A 14,987-nucleotide genomic window follows, 5' to 3' on the forward strand; every position below is an offset into this window, starting at 1 on the left:
TTGATCTAGCTCAATTTATCCTATGCAGTTATCACTGGCTGGCCTTTGGCAAATATCCCCGTTAACCGATCTTTCTATCCCTCAAGACGACATCACTTTTCCTGCTGCTTTAAGTTCTGTACTCCCTAACTCTCTGAGTGAAGAGGCGATTACTGAACAAGAATGGCACTTGATGCACGATATTGAAGTTGATGAAGCCATGATGGCTGTTCCGTTTGTTGAATTAGTGATGGCTGGCATTGATTATTATGCTGAAGTGAGATTAAACGGTGTGGGTGTTTTTGACTGTGACGGAAGTGATATTGAGTATCGAAAAGACATTTCTCCGTATCTTCAGCTAGGTCGTAACCGTTTTGAAATTCTCTTTTTAGAAGAAGAGGAAGGTTTGCTGCTTGAAGAAGATATGCCAGAAGTCCTAGTCGACGAAAGGCAGGTATCTGATTCAAGGATTGGTGTATGGAAAGCGCCATACTTACAGTTCGTTAGAAATATAAAGTTAGAGCAAGTTGTGACTGAGCAAATTTGGCACCATGGTGGTGGCTGTGAGTTTAAAGTTGACCTTATCTATCAAACATTAAAGCCAGGTCTTGTTTCTGCCTCAATAAAGTTTAATGGGATGAAGTTGGTATTGCCGATTGATGTAAGAGCAGAGCATACAGGAGTTATTTTCCAGGTTGAGGCGCCAATCATCTCTGATATTAATCACCCCAACCCTAAAGATTTATACAATTTAGAAGTAGAAATTGATGGACAGGTTGAGGTGTCAAAGATATCTCTGAACCCCGCTTCATGCGTCAGCAACTTTTTACGTTAACTGCTTAGCCATGACGACTTCACAGGCATCATGGCCAGTTTCACCCCAAGCCGATTCTAAATGCTCAAACCCAAGCTTTTCATAGAGCTTAACTGCGGCATTTAGACATTCCGTCGTTTCTAAGTACATCTGTTTATAGCCTAACGTTTTGGCATGACTAATCGACATATTAACCAATTTCTTTGCCAAGCCCTTTCCGCGAGTTTCCGGTAGAAAATACATTTTCTGCAATTCACACACTTCAGGCATTCCTGCTAGGGGGGCAAAACCACCACCGCCTACCACTTTTCCCGCGAGTTCTATTACCCAGTATTGAGCGCGTTCATTATTATAAACACTGAACATATCTTCTAGAGTAGGGTCGGCGACTCCATAACCCTTATCTTCAGTTAATCCATTTTCGTACGAGACTTGTCGAATGACATTGGCAACATCAGCGTTGTCTTGTTTTGTTAATGTGCGGACCACAAACGCTTCTGATGAATGAGTTTGATCGAGTGCTTTGAGATAAAGCTCAATGGCTTCAGATACGGTATTTGTTTCACTGGTTGTGAGTCTTGTTAATACCGAATCATAAAATTTATTTTGTTGTTGGTGTAACTGACAGACCGTTTCATTACCTAGTGGCGTTAAAGTTGCGACGACACTTCTTTTATCTTCAGGATGTTGAAAGGTTTCGATTAGCCCCTTTTTTTGAAGATTACTAATAGCTCGACTGGCGTTAGATTTATCAATATTCAGCTTTGCAGCAAGTTGATTAACATTAGATGGCTGTATTTCTAATTCGATCAATGTGTGAGCTTGGATTGGTTGTAAGTCAAACTCACCGCACTCTTTGTTTAACATTCCAAGCTGTCTCACCAATTGGCGAGATACTTCTCTTAACTGCTGTGCTTTCATATTTCACCGAGTTAGTTGCGCATTACAACTATAAATTAATTGCGAATTACAACAATGTCAATGTACTTACTTGATAATTTAGTTAATAACTTATAGATCAGAGGGTTAATACTGATAAGTTGATCTCTTTTTTACATCAATTATAAATTGATCAGAATGATGTGTTTCTATAATTTCACACTGTTGATGTGCACGTAGATGTACATGATTATTTTTAATACGTCAGATGGAATAGAGAATGGAAACGAAACAGTTAGAAACTAGGGTTAGTTTCAAGGGAAAAGGTAAAGAGTACTTTGGAATTTGGATTGTGAATATCCTGTTATCCGTCATAACGCTGGGCATTTACTCAGCATGGGCAAAAGTACGTAATAAACGTTATTTCTATGGGAATACATTTATTGGCGGTGATAGCTTTGAATATCACGGCCAACCAATACAAATCTTAAAGGGGCGAATCATTGCAATGATTTGTGTGGTGGTTTGGGGTGTTACGAATCAATTAGCTCCTCAGATCGCGCTTATTTTAATGATGGCTTTTGTGGCTTTATTGCCGTTGTTGTCTCGCAGTAATGCGCGTTTTGATGCTGCAATGACAAGCTTTAGAAATGTTCACTTCTCTTTCCATGGCACTATTTCTGGTGCTTATTGGTCGATCCTTGGACGTGGTCTCATTGTCGGTCTAGGGGTAGCCTTAGCGATTTTTGCAATCATCTTTATTATGAAAGCGAACATGATTGCTGGTGGTATTGCTATTTTAGTATCCATCCCTGCTTATGTTTACCTGCAATCTTGGTCACTAACTGGTATAGCGAATTATTTTTCGAATGGTTATCGCTATGGTGATCGTCAGTTTAAAGCGGATTATCAAAGCCGTTATTATTTTAAAGTATATCTGGTCTGCATGATTGCTTGGCTTTTAGTGAGTGTTGCTGCTGCTTTGGGTTTCTTTAGCATTGCAGGGTTCAGTGTCATCAGTAACCCGGAATCAATCTCTGAAATGGCTAATAGCGGAAGCTTCACTTCGTTGGTGGTCGCTTTTTATTTTGGCTTTATCGCGATGAGTTTAGCTATTGCTGCTTACGTTAAAGTTAAAGTTAGAAATTATACATTCTCTGAGTTAACACTTGAGAGCCAAGACAATGAATCCAATTCAGCATTCAGTTTTGCTTCTACATTAACAGTAAAAGGTTACATGGCTTTAGTCGTGACTAACTTCTTACTTCAAGTGTTTACCCTTGGTTTAGCAAGACCATGGGTAATGGTTAGAACGATGAATTACTTATCGAATAATACGTATGTTAAAGGTGATTTGGATTTACTCATTGCAAATGATCAAGCTTCAGATGTGAAATCTGCTGTTTCAGATGAGATCTCTCAAGCATTTAATGTCGACCTTGGTATTGGCTAGATGATATCAGGTGTTGCGCACCCGCCTCGTAGCTCTGAACGCTGCGAGGCAATTTTAGATACCTCTCAGCCTGATAAGCTGATCCTTAATGTGGATGGCTCTATTGTCTCAGCATACTTTGAGCGTGTTGAAATTATGCGAGGCGTTGGATCTGCTCCAACAAAGCTAAAGTTTCCAGATGGATGGCAATTTATCACGGATGCAAGTGATGAGTTGGATGCCTATTTACGGAGTAGGGGTAAACATAATTTCATAGGGAAACTAGAGAAAAACATCACCACCATTTTAGTCAGCAGTGTTGTTCTTATCTTACTGACTATCTCTATGTTTACTAATGGGATCCCGTGGTTAACTCATCAAATAGTTACTTATTTACCTGATTCAGTGCCTAAATTGGTTGAAAATCAGGTTTTAGAATCTTTAGATGACCAGTTCTTTGAGAGTTCAACACTTTCGGAAGCGCGACAGAACCACATTCGTCTGCGCTTTGAAAAGCAGTTGCAAAAACTGAACATCGAGGGCGATGTGCAGTTGGTCTTTCGTTCTTCAGAACTTGGCGCCAATGCGTTTGCCTTGAGTGCTGGGACAATTATTGTATTAGATGACTTAGTTCGGTTGACTCAAACGGAGGAGCAATTAGACAGTATTTTGTTACATGAATTAGGGCATGTTCAGCATCAGCATGTAATGAAGATATTGGTTAGATCGAGTTTGTTATCAGTCGCTGTGGCAACTCTTACAGGTGAAAGCTCTGGGATTATTGATAACCTTGCTGGTCTTGGTGTGTTTGTTGCGAATAACGGTCAATCACAAGATGCGGAGCGAGAAGCGGATGCTTTTGCTTCCTATTCGATGATCGAGCTGCATGGTTCTAATCAGGCTATGATTGAGATGTTTGAATTGCTAGGTAAAGGTTCTGAGGGATATGCTGAATTGCCTACATGGTTAAGCACGCATCCCGAATTAGATGAACGAGTTGAGTCATTAAAAGCAGCGCATTAATACTTAATTGAGATGACTAATATTTGAGTTTGGTTATTTGTTCTCTACTCATAAATTATAAATCGACTTTGAATACAGACGGCAAGAAAATAAAAAAGGGCAGATTATCATCTGCCCTTTTTCTTATTCAAAACAATCGCTTCAATTATAAAGCAGCGATGGTCGCTTTTTGCTCTTCAAGCTTAACAAGAGTTTCTTGGTAGCCTTCAAGTTTTTCACGCTCTTTCGCGATAACGGCTTCTGGTGCTTTCGCAACAAAACCTTCGTTACCTAGCTTACCTTCGATACGCTTGATTTCACCGTGAGTTTTCTTCACTTCTTTATCAAGGCGAGCAAGCTCTGCATCTTTATCGATAAGACCAGCCATTGGGATCATCAGCTCAGATTTGCCAACCAGTTTAGTTGCACAAGCCGGAGTCGCTTCACCATCAGCTAGAACTTTAATATCGTCTAGCTTAGCTAGAGAAGTAAGAACGATCTTGTTTGCTTCGATACGGGCTGCATCTTTCTCATCAGCAACTTTGATCATTACTTCTAAGCCTTGGCTTGGTGCAATGTCGTATTCCGCACGTAAGTTACGGATAGCTGTGATGAAAGTTTTAACCCACTCGATATCGTCAACGATCTCAGCATTGAAGTTAGCTTCATTAAACTGAGGAAGCGCTTGAGTCATGATGGTCTCGCCTTCAACGCCGTCTACTAGCGGCTTAACGCTCTGCCAGATAGATTCAGTGATGTAAGGAAGAACAGGGTGAGCAAGACGTAGAGTCTTCTCTAGAACCGTGATAAGGGTGTAACGAGTCGCTTGTTGTTGAGCTTCAGACCCTTTCCAAAGAACAGGTTTAGTTAGCTCTAGGTACCAGTCACAGAATTGGTTCCAGATGAATTCGTAAAGTGTGTTTGCCGCCATGTCTAGACGGTAGTTGTCTAGGTGAGCGTTAAACTCTTTCGCTGCAACTTCAAACTGAGATTCAATCCACTTGTCAGCTAGAGAGAATTCCATGTTTGCACGGTCTTCTACAGACAGTGACATGCCACAATCGTGCTCTTCTGTGTTCATCAGTACGTAACGGCTTGCGTTCCATAGCTTGTTACAGAAGTTACGGTAACCTTCAAGACGCTTCATGTCCCAGTTGATGTCACGACCAGTTGAAGCCATAGCAGCAAGAGTGAAGCGTAACGCATCAGTACCGTATGGTTCGATACCATCTTCGAAAGTTTTACGCGTAGCTTTTTCGATCTTAGCAGCCAGTTTTGGTTGCATCATGTTGCCACAACGCTTTTCTACTAGCTCTTCAAGACCGATGCCGTCAATCATATCGATTGGGTCAAGTACGTTACCTTTCGACTTAGACATCTTGTCGCCGTTTTCATCACGGATAAGCCCCGTCATGTAAACGGTTTTGAAAGGTACTTGTGCATTGCCATCTTCGTCTTTCACGAAGTGCATAGTCATCATGATCATACGAGCAACCCAGAAGAAGATAATATCAAAACCAGATACTAGTACTTCAGATGGGTGGAATGTTTTCAGTGCATCTGTATCTTCAGGCCAGCCTTGTGTGCCGAACGTCCAAAGTGCAGAAGAGAACCATGTATCTAATACATCGTTGTCTTGCTTAAGAACAATTACCGGAGAAAGATTGTTTTTTTCGCGAACTTCTTCTTCAGTGCGACCTACGTAAACTTTACCATCGTTGTCGTACCATGCTGGGATGCGGTGACCCCACCAAAGTTGACGAGAGATACACCAATCTTGTACGTCACGCATCCACGCGAAGTACATGTTTTCGTATTGCTTAGGTACGAACTGGATTTGACCGTCTTCAACGGCTTTCACTGCTGGTTCAGCAAGAGGTGCTGTACGCACGTACCATTGGTCAGTCAGCATTGGCTCGATAACCACACCACCACGGTCACCGTAAGGAACGGTTAGATCGTGATCTTTGATTTCTTCAAGTAACCCTAGCTCTTCAAATTCAGCAACCGTTGCACGACGAGCAGCAAAACGTTCCATGCCTTGGTATTTAGCTGGAAGTTCTGTTGAGTACACATCGCTTTCTTCACCGTTAGTCGTGAAGATTTCAGCCGCATCACGGATATCACCGTTGAACGTTAGGATGTTGATCATTGGTAGGCTATGGCGCTTGCCTACTTCGTAATCGTTAAAGTCATGAGCTGGAGTGATTTTCACACAACCCGTACCTTTATCCATGTCTGCGTGCTCATCGCCTACGATAGGGATAAGACGATTAACAATAGGAAGTAGGATTTCTTTACCGATAAGATCTTTGTAACGTGGATCTTCTGGGTTAACAGCAACGCCTGTATCACCAAGCATGGTTTCTGGACGCGTAGTTGCAACGACAATGTAGTCTTTGCCATCAGCGGTTTTCACACCGTTCGCTAGTGGGTAGCGGAAGTGCCACATGAAACCTTTTTTGTCTTTGTTTTCAACTTCAAGATCAGAAATTGCAGTGTGCAGTTTAGGATCCCAGTTTACTAGACGTTTACCACGGTAGATTAGGTCTTCTTCGTATAGACGAACAAACACTTCTTGAGTCGCGGCTGATAAGCCGTCATCCATAGTGAATCGCTCACGATCCCAATCTACAGATGCACCAAGACGACGAAGTTGCTGAGTGATCGTGCCACCAGATTCGCCTTTCCATTCCCAGATCTTGTCGATGAAAGCTTCACGGCCGTAGTCGTGTTTTGTTTTGCCTTCTTCAGCAGCGATCTTACGCTCAACAACCATTTGAGTTGCGATACCAGCGTGGTCAGTACCCACTTGCCAAAGCGTATTTTTTCCTTTCATACGCTCTGCACGGATAAGTGTATCCATGATCGTATCTTGGAACGCGTGACCCATGTGTAGGCTACCAGTGACGTTCGGTGGCGGGATCATGATGCTGTAAGCTTCTTTTGATGTGTCACCGTGTGGCTTAAAGTAGCCTTTCTCTTCCCAAGTCTTATACAGAGCTTGTTCGATTGATGTTGGGTTATATGTCTTTTCCATAGTGCTCTTAAACGGATACTGTGAATGGTTAATCGTGGTCAAACTTCATAAGTGAAGCTTCTTGAATCTAAATATCAAAGATAGCTTTAACTATGACGTTTGACTATGGATGTTGAATCTCGATAGTTTGTAGCTGATACCCAGCCTGACGGTAAATTTTATACCTTTCTCGAGCTTGTTGCTTAGCTTTTTCTTCGCAAGGAACGAAGTCTACCACCTGAGTAAAGGCGTTCGCAAAGGTTGTGTGATTATCCGCCAAATTTATCACCAATTGACGGTTCCAATTTGGCTTTACTCCATCGTGCCCAATTTCAATGCTGGTTGAGTACTTAGGACCTTCACCAACAAGGTTGTGAGCGATAAAGTGTTCAGGCTCAATTTGCCAAAAGTATTCAGCGATTGCTTCTGCATGTGCTTTATCATTGCAATTAAGGTAAACCTTAGCGCCTTGTTTAGCGAAATACCCAGCTAGAAAAATGATGTATTCAGCAAAGCCTTTATCATGCGCTTGTGGCGATTCAGGGCTAACAATGTAAAACGTTGCATTGGACATATGATTACCTTTGAAAGTCTCAAAAATATAGTGGCGCTAAGTAATAATGCGACTAATTAAAATGGCTAAAAATAAGTTAGGTATCAAACGTTTTGAAACGAGTAAACCTTATTAGCGAGTAAGCCTTATTAGAGTTACTGCGACTTTTATTGAGATATTAAAAAAGGGCCCGGAGGCCCTCTTTAGCTATTTGATAGCTACTTTGAAGATTGCTCTTCTGTTTCTTGGACGCTTCTATTTAGTAAGAATTGGACAAGAAGTGATACTGGGCGTCCGGTAGAGCCTTTCGCTTTACCAGATTTCCATGCTGTACCTGCACTATCAATATGAGCCCAGTGATATTTCTTAGCAAATTTAGATAAGAAACAACCTGCTGTGATAGTACCGCCTGGGCGACCACCGATGTTAGCCATGTCTGCAAATGGGCTTGCAAGCTGCTCATGGTACTCGTCAGTCATTGGTAGGCGCCATGCACGGTCGCTTGCTTGCTCAGATGCGTTAACTAGCTCATGAGAAAGTGGGTTATGGTTCGATAGAACTGCACTGATGTGGTGACCAAGAGCCATTACACATGCACCAGTTAGTGTTGCTACATCAACAACACACTCTGGGTCAAAGCGCTCTACATAAGTCAGTGCATCACACAGTACCAAACGACCTTCAGCATCAGTGTTTAATACTTCAACAGTCTGACCTGACATTGTCGTTAGAATGTCACCTGGACGGTAAGCATTGCTGCCTGGCATGTTTTCACAACCAGCAAGAATACCCACAACGTTAATCGGTAGGTTCAGTTTTGCTAATGCTTTCATTGTGCCGAAAACAGACGCTGCACCACACATGTCATATTTCATTTCATCCATGGCTTCGCCTGGTTTCAGTGAAATACCACCTGAATCAAAAGTAAGACCTTTACCAATCAGTACAATTGGTTTTGCATTTGGATCTGCAGCACCTTTGTATTCCATGATAGACATTAGTGATTCGTTCTTAGAACCACGACCTACTGCTAGGTATGAAGTCATACCCAGTTTTTCCATCTCTTCTTCACCAACGATCTTAGTCGTTACAGTTTCGAAGTCATCCGCTAGGCGACGAGCTTGAGAAGCTAGATATGCAGGGTTTGCAATGTTTGGTGGCATGTTACCAAGATCTTTAGATGCTTTAACACCAGAAGAAATAGCTAAGCCGTGTGCAATTGCTTTTTCACCAAGGCTCAATTCACGACGAGTTGGCACGTTGAATACCAATTTACGAAGTGGACGACGAGTTTCAGGCTTGTTGCTCTTGAATTGGTCGAATGTGTAAAGACCATCTTTAGTCGCTTCTACTGCTTGGCGCACTTTCCAGTACGTGTCACGACCTTTAACATGCAATTCTGTTAGGAAACAAACAGCTTCCATAGATCCGGTTTCATTCAGAGTGCTGATGGTTTTTTGAATGATTTCTTTGTATTGGCGTTCGCCAAGTTCACGTTCTTTACCACAACCAACAAGTAAAACTCGTTCTGATAGAACACCAGGTACTTGATGCAGTAGTAGCATCTGGCCAGGTTTTCCTTCTAGATCACCACGGCGAAGTAGTGAACTAATGTAGCCATCGCTAATTTTATCTAGCTGCTCAGCTACTGGAGAAAGGCGGCGTGGTTCAAATACTCCAACTACGATACATGCGCTACGTTGTTTCTCTGGGCTGCCACTTTTTACACTGAACTCCATGCGTACTCCTACATCCTGAAGACAAATAGAACTAAATGTTAGATAATGCGCTCTTACTTGTTGGATCCTACAATGGAACTAACCTTTAAATAAGAACGTTAACACTTAGTAAAAATTTAAAAAATAAAAGGTTCAACGGGAAATTATAGTGATTCAATTAAAAAAACAAGTTTTGTATAGGTAATTTGAGCGTGATTATTGTTAGATATTTGATCCGCGAGACACTCAAGAGCCAATTTGCGATATTTTTCGTTCTTTTTCTCGTATTTTTAAGCCAAAAGTTCATCAGCGTTTTAGCTGACGCATCTGATGGTGACATACCCGCAAGTCTAATTTTATCTATTGTCGGCTTGAACATGCCAGCAATGGGATTACTCATGCTTCCATTGAGTATTTATATTGGGATATTACTGACTTTTGGTCGTCTTTACGCCGAAAGTGAAATTGTCGTGATGAATGCGACGGGAATTGGAAATAAGTTTCTAATTCAAGCTGCATTGTATCTTGCGATTATTACCGCGAGCGTAGCTGCATTTAATTCACTCTGGTTATCACCTTGGGCGCAAGACAAAGAAGCTCAATTGATTGAGCAACTGGCTGCCGAAAATAATGTCGATTTATTGAAGACGGGCAGTTTCGAACAAACACCAGACGGCTCTTCAGTTGTATTTATTGATTCAATAAAAGACAGCAAGCTTTCAAATGTGTTTATTGCTCAAATTCTTCCTCGCGATTCAATATTGCCGAGTGTGATGCTTTCGAAGTCTGGCGATGTAAAAGAGCTGAATGATGGTCGCCAAGTGATCACCATGTATGAGGGTACTCGTTATGAAGGGGTGCCAACACGTGTGGATTATATGGTGACGCACTTTGAAGAATACGAAGGTTTAATTGGTAAAAGAGATGTAGAAAGAAAAGGACGAGATTGGGAAGCGATTCCAACGTTGGATCTACTCACTCACCCAGATAATAAAGCAAAAGCTGAACTTCAATGGCGTATTTCACTCGTGCTGTGTATTCCGTTATTAACGATGCTTGTTGTTCCTCTTTCTGCTGTTAACCCTCGTCAAGGGCGTTTCGCGAAAATGGGACCCGCAATTCTTATCTACCTAACTTACTTCTTGGCGATCAGTGCAACAAAATCTTCAATTGAGGATGGGAGTATTCCTGCAGTTATCGGTATGTGGCCGATTAATGCATTACTTCTGGTTGTTGCAGTAGCGGCAAACTTTATGGATAGCGTGCCAGTAAGGCGAATTAAAGAAAAACTTAGAAAGAAGAGGCTTGCTTAAATCGTGTTTAAGATTCTTGATTTATATATAGGTCGAACCATCATTGCGACAACGTCTTTGGTATTAGTGACGTTTGTTGGTTTGTCTGGAATCATCAAATATGTAGAGCAGCTACGTAAGGTAGGTCGGGGTACATACGATTTACTCCAAGCGCTTTATTTTGTGCTTTTGAGTATTCCACGTGATATTGAAATGTTCTTCCCGATGGCAGCTTTGTTAGGTGCTCTTATTGGGTTAGGTATGCTAGCGGCAAGCTCTGAACTTGTAGTTATGCAGGCTGCAGGTTTTTCTAAGCTTGATATCGGTATGTCGGTATTAAAAACAGCCGTACCACTGATGGTTATTGTCATGCTGCTAGGGCAGTGGGGCGCACCTCAAGCTCAAAAAATGGCTCGTGATTTAAGAGCAATGTCCATCTCCGGAGGTAGTATTGTTTCTACCCAAAGTGGCGTGTGGGCAAGAGATGCGAATGACTTTATCTTTATCGCTGAAATAGACGGTGAGCAGCTACGTGGGGTTAATATGTGGCGGTTTGATAAAGATAAGAACTTAAAAACGAGCCTTTTTGCTGAGTCTGCAGAGTATAACGGTGATAACTCTTGGTTGATGTCTGGTGTGCAGTCAACTTCTTTTGAAAGTGAAGTCGAAATCTCGAAAATAGTCTCACCAGATTACTTATGGAAAACATCTTTGGCACCTGACAAATTGGCGGTTGTAACGGTTAAACCAGAAGAGTTATCTCTTAGTGGGCTTTATGATTACGTCAACTATTTGAAAGCTTCTGAACAAGATTCATCTCGTTATGAATTGGCTTTCTGGCGTAAAGTCACGCAACCTATCTCGATCGCTGTAATGATGCTGATGGCATTATCTTTTATCTTTGGTCCTTTAAGAAGTGTCACTATGGGGGCAAGGATATTATCTGGTGTAATTGCGGGCTTCACTTTTTACATCTCAAGTGAGTTCTTCGGCCCTGTCAGTTTGGTTTATCAGATACCTCCAGCATTTGGTGCATTAGCGCCTAGTTTTGTGTTCTTTTTTGTAGCGGTGATGCTGTTGAGGCGTAAGCTTTAAGTTAGACGAAAAATCTAAATTGGAAATAAAAAGGGAAAGCTAAGTGCTTTCCCTTTTTGTTAAGTCTTTTTAATAGGTCAAAGCTTTCGCTCTGACTGTATCTAGTTAGCCTTTGGAAGCACAACGACTTCTGTTTTTGCCCATATATCATGAAAGGCGCGTTTCTTTGGATCAAACGGTACGGCTAGGTTTGATAATCCAAATCCTGATGTTGCTAGCCTAATTAATGCCTGTGTGACTGAAATTGCTGTCCCATCTGTATTTTGGAGGCGTAATTTCCAAGCTCTCATTCCTAATGTTTGACCAGCACGAGTCCAGAAAAATACGAAGAAATAAACCCAAACAGCGGCTAGGTAAAAGGTATATACATAACTCCAGATAGGATGCTTAGAAAGCATGTCACTCACATCTGCATATGGCGCGTAAGAGATAAATCCGCCCGCTAATAATGCTTCTAATACTGCTACCACAATACCAGCTGCCATCATTTCTACAGCAAGGATGATCAATGCATCGTAGAAGAGCGCGCTAAACCTTCTCATCATACCGGCTGGTGGTAACTTGTGTGCTGATGTCATAATAATTTACTTACCCTAAAAATTTTCGTCAGAATATAGTTTTACTCGGTCCCTGAAAAGAGAGCTAACGCACAGCTTACTTGTTAATGGCGAAATTATCGTCAAACACACTGCTTTTCAATCTTTTATACTTGCAGGATCACTTCGCATACGTATAATGCCAAACATCGAAAGGGCACAGCCCCAAGATGCCGGTATGGTGAAATTGGTATACACGACGGATTCAAAATCCGTTGCCTTCGGGCGTGGCGGTTCAAGTCCGCCTACCGGTACCATATTTAAATGATAAAGCCTCGACTTATGTCGGGGCTTTGTTGTATCTGGGCTAAAATATTTGACTCTATCACACTTCACCGATGTTATTCTTTAGTCGTAAATTGCCAGTAAAACTTAATAAAGTCACACTCTTACCTTCCAATCTTAATGTCATCGTCTATGGTTAAAGTATTAACCAAGGAGACGCCTATGCTTAAATTAACCCCTTACTTATTTTTCAGTGGTCGTTGCGAAGAAGCCTTAGAGTATTATCGAAAATGTTTTAATGGCGTTGTTTTAACAAAGCAGTACTTTAAAGATGCGCCACAGCTTATTGAAGGGGGCAATCCAGATTGGATAATGCATGCTGAACTTGAAGCTTTTGGTCTCAGGATTATGATGTCGGATGGTGTGAACGCTAAAGAGTTACAAGGGAATAATATGGCACTTTCATTAGTCGTTGAAAACTCTCAAACTCAAAATCAATTGTTTGAATATTTTAGTGATGCAGGTCGTGTGATGATGCCTTTGAATGAGACATTCTGGGGGGCTAGATTTGGTAAAGTTGAAGACAAATTTGGAATTCGCTGGATGTTGCATTGTGAAGAACTTAATTAACCACACTGAAATACATAATGAATTCAATCGATAAATTAATTAAAATTATAAATTATCACCATAGATTGTGTTGTATATAGAAAGTGGCCAGTATCAAAATTACAGTGGATCGTATCCAACCCGGACTGCATATCCGACTTCCAGTCAAATGGAATGAGCATCCATTTCTGTTTAACAGCTTTAAGATAAAAGATAATGAACAGATCCAAATGATCAAACATTTGGGTATTAAATATGTTTATATCAATCTAAATCAAAGTGACACGCAACCTCTACCTGTAAGCCAAGAGTCAGCCAATACTGACGATGTGTCGAGCGCAATGGACCTTGAAGCTGAAAGGATGTGGCAAGAGAAGCAAAAGCGAATTGAAAACTTAAGTTCATATAGAAGAAGAGTTATCAATTGTGAAAAAGAGTTTGAACGTTCGTTAGCTAGAATGCGTTCTGTAATGACGAAGATTCGAAATCGTCCAGCGGATGCTGTTGGAGAGGCAAAGGTTCTGATCGACGATATCGTTGAAAAGCTATTAAGTGATGATAATGTCACTTTGCATTTGATGAATGGAAAAAGTGAGTTTGAGGATATTTACTTCCATTCTCTAAATGTTGCTGTTATTGCCATGATGGTAGGAAAGGCAAAGAACTATAATGCTCAACAATTGAAAGAGCTCTCATTTGCTGCTCTATTTCACGATATTGGTAAAATAAAAATACCTTCAGCTATTTTAAGAAAGCAAACTCCTTTAACTGGACCAGAAAGTAATTATCTTAAGCTACATACTAAGTATGGTTTAGATATCGCGGAGGCGATTGAAGACTTTCCAATTAGTGCCAAGAATGTGATTGCTCAGCATCATGAGCTTAATGATGGTTCAGGGTACCCTGAAGGATTGAAAGAAGATCACATTGATGAACTAGCGAAAGTTATCTCTGTGGCGAATGCTTTCGATAATCTATGCCATCACAACGTGCCATCCCAACAAAAAATTCCTTATATAGCACTCTCTCATTTATATAAAAACTGCAAACATCTATATAGCAATGACAATCTAAATATTTTGATCAAGTTTATGGGTGTTTTTCCCCCGGGTACGGTTGTACAGCTTTCGAATGACATGATTGGTCTTGTCATTTCGGTGAATAGTAAAAATATCCTATTTCCGAATGTTCTTATTTATGATCCCAACGTCCCTCGAACTCAGGCTCCTATCATTGATTTAGGCGATAAAGAAATAAAGATAGTTAATGCCGTCCATCCCAATAAGCTTCCTGAGAAGGTAAGAGAATATCTAAACCCAAGATCTAGGCTGTCTTACTTTTTCGACAGTGATGATTGAGTTATCCACAGGTTTTTGTGAGAAAGCTGTAAGTAACTTGAGTCTAAATTGGTATAAATAATCGATTGGTTGTTCTCTAAACAGTTGAGTGTTTTTTTTAAAAAAAATCGCTTTTTAGGCTTGCCAATATAGAGAACCTCTCTATAATGCCGCCTCACTGACACGGCAGACGCCACAAGGCTTCAGCGGTAATCAGTAAGACGAAAGTTCTAAAAAATTAATTTTAAAAAAGTGTTTGACACTTTAAGTTAAATCGCTAGAATTCACGTCCGCTTTGAGAGGTTCCTTGTTAAAAGGAATCGTTCGAAAAGCAAAGCTCTTTAACAATTTAAACCTATCAATCTGTGTGGGCACTCGTTGATGAATATCAAAATTTGTTTTGCATTAGCAAAGCAAGATTTCCTCGGAAATCAATT

Annotated in this window: 12 protein-coding genes and 1 tRNA gene; 8 read left to right on the top strand and 5 right to left on the bottom strand. The window is 40.9% G+C overall.

What is annotated here, in order from left to right:
* Nucleotides 1–22 precede the first annotated feature (22 nt).
* On the top strand, nt 23–814 hold the full coding sequence (locus tag F0226_RS10065; protein ID WP_171735505.1) for a hypothetical protein: 792 nt from the start codon (nt 23–25) through the stop codon (nt 812–814).
* Here the strand turns inward: F0226_RS10065 and F0226_RS10070 are convergent.
* Nucleotides 806–1,714 (bottom strand): bifunctional helix-turn-helix transcriptional regulator/GNAT family N-acetyltransferase, encoded by a 909-nt coding sequence (locus F0226_RS10070; protein ID WP_171735506.1) that lies wholly within the window; start codon nt 1,712–1,714, stop codon nt 806–808. The genes F0226_RS10065 and F0226_RS10070 overlap by 9 nt on opposite strands.
* Nucleotides 1,715–1,952: 238 nt before the next feature.
* Here F0226_RS10070 and F0226_RS10075 point away from each other — a divergent pair, with 238 nt between their 5' ends.
* Together F0226_RS10075 and F0226_RS10080 are read left to right on the top strand one after the other, a co-directional pair.
* Nucleotides 1,953–3,125, top strand: a complete 1,173-nt coding sequence (locus F0226_RS10075; RefSeq protein WP_171735507.1) for a YjgN family protein — start codon at nt 1,953–1,955, stop codon at nt 3,123–3,125.
* Complete coding sequence (locus F0226_RS10080; protein ID WP_171735508.1) at nt 3,126–4,127, top strand: M48 family metallopeptidase; 1,002 nt, start codon at nt 3,126–3,128, stop codon at nt 4,125–4,127. It begins immediately after the preceding gene.
* A 145-nt stretch (nt 4,128–4,272) separates the two neighbouring features.
* Here the strand turns inward: F0226_RS10080 and F0226_RS10085 are convergent, their stop codons facing one another.
* From F0226_RS10085 to pepA, 3 genes are all read right to left on the bottom strand, one after another.
* The gene (locus tag F0226_RS10085; RefSeq protein WP_171735509.1) at nt 4,273–7,146 is read right to left on the bottom strand and encodes a valine--tRNA ligase; all 2,874 of its coding nucleotides are present in this window, start codon (nt 7,144–7,146) and stop codon (nt 4,273–4,275) included.
* A gap of 103 nt (nt 7,147–7,249) precedes the next feature.
* On the bottom strand, nt 7,250–7,699 hold the full coding sequence (locus F0226_RS10090) for a DNA polymerase III subunit chi (protein WP_171735510.1): 450 nt from the start codon (nt 7,697–7,699) through the stop codon (nt 7,250–7,252).
* 197 nt (nt 7,700–7,896) lie between these two features.
* Nucleotides 7,897–9,417 carry a leucyl aminopeptidase gene (pepA, locus tag F0226_RS10095; RefSeq protein ID WP_171735511.1) on the bottom strand — a complete coding sequence of 507 codons (1,521 nt, stop codon included), beginning with the start codon at nt 9,415–9,417 and terminating at the stop codon, nt 7,897–7,899.
* Nucleotides 9,418–9,608: 191 nt separating this feature from the next.
* Between pepA and lptF the strand changes: the two genes are divergently transcribed.
* Together lptF and lptG are read left to right on the top strand one after the other, a co-directional pair.
* Nucleotides 9,609–10,709: an LPS export ABC transporter permease LptF gene (lptF, locus tag F0226_RS10100; protein ID WP_171735512.1), complete on the top strand. Its 1,101-nt coding sequence runs from the start codon at nt 9,609–9,611 to the stop codon at nt 10,707–10,709.
* A gap of 3 nt (nt 10,710–10,712) precedes the next feature.
* Nucleotides 10,713–11,783, top strand: coding sequence for an LPS export ABC transporter permease LptG (lptG, locus tag F0226_RS10105; protein WP_171735513.1), 1,071 nt, complete (start codon nt 10,713–10,715; stop codon nt 11,781–11,783).
* Nucleotides 11,784–11,884: 101 nt separating this feature from the next.
* Here the strand turns inward: lptG and F0226_RS10110 are convergent, their stop codons facing one another.
* Nucleotides 11,885–12,361, bottom strand: a complete 477-nt coding sequence (locus F0226_RS10110; protein ID WP_171735514.1) for an RDD family protein — start codon at nt 12,359–12,361, stop codon at nt 11,885–11,887.
* A gap of 190 nt (nt 12,362–12,551) precedes the next feature.
* Between F0226_RS10110 and F0226_RS10115 the strand changes: the two genes are divergently transcribed.
* The 3 genes from F0226_RS10115 to F0226_RS10125 all read left to right on the top strand — a co-directional run bounded on the left by F0226_RS10115 (nt 12,552) and on the right by F0226_RS10125 (nt 14,571).
* Nucleotides 12,552–12,636 (top strand) — tRNA-Leu (locus tag F0226_RS10115).
* A gap of 190 nt (nt 12,637–12,826) precedes the next feature.
* Nucleotides 12,827–13,234: a VOC family protein gene (locus tag F0226_RS10120; RefSeq protein WP_171735515.1), complete on the top strand. Its 408-nt coding sequence runs from the start codon at nt 12,827–12,829 to the stop codon at nt 13,232–13,234.
* Between the two features lie 83 nt (nt 13,235–13,317).
* Complete coding sequence (locus tag F0226_RS10125; RefSeq protein WP_171735516.1) at nt 13,318–14,571, top strand: DUF3391 domain-containing protein; 1,254 nt, start codon at nt 13,318–13,320, stop codon at nt 14,569–14,571.
* Nucleotides 14,572–14,987: the final 416 nt, after the last annotated feature.

Source organism: Vibrio sp. 99-70-13A1 (assembly GCF_013114625.1).
GTDB lineage: Bacteria > Pseudomonadota > Gammaproteobacteria > Enterobacterales > Vibrionaceae > Vibrio.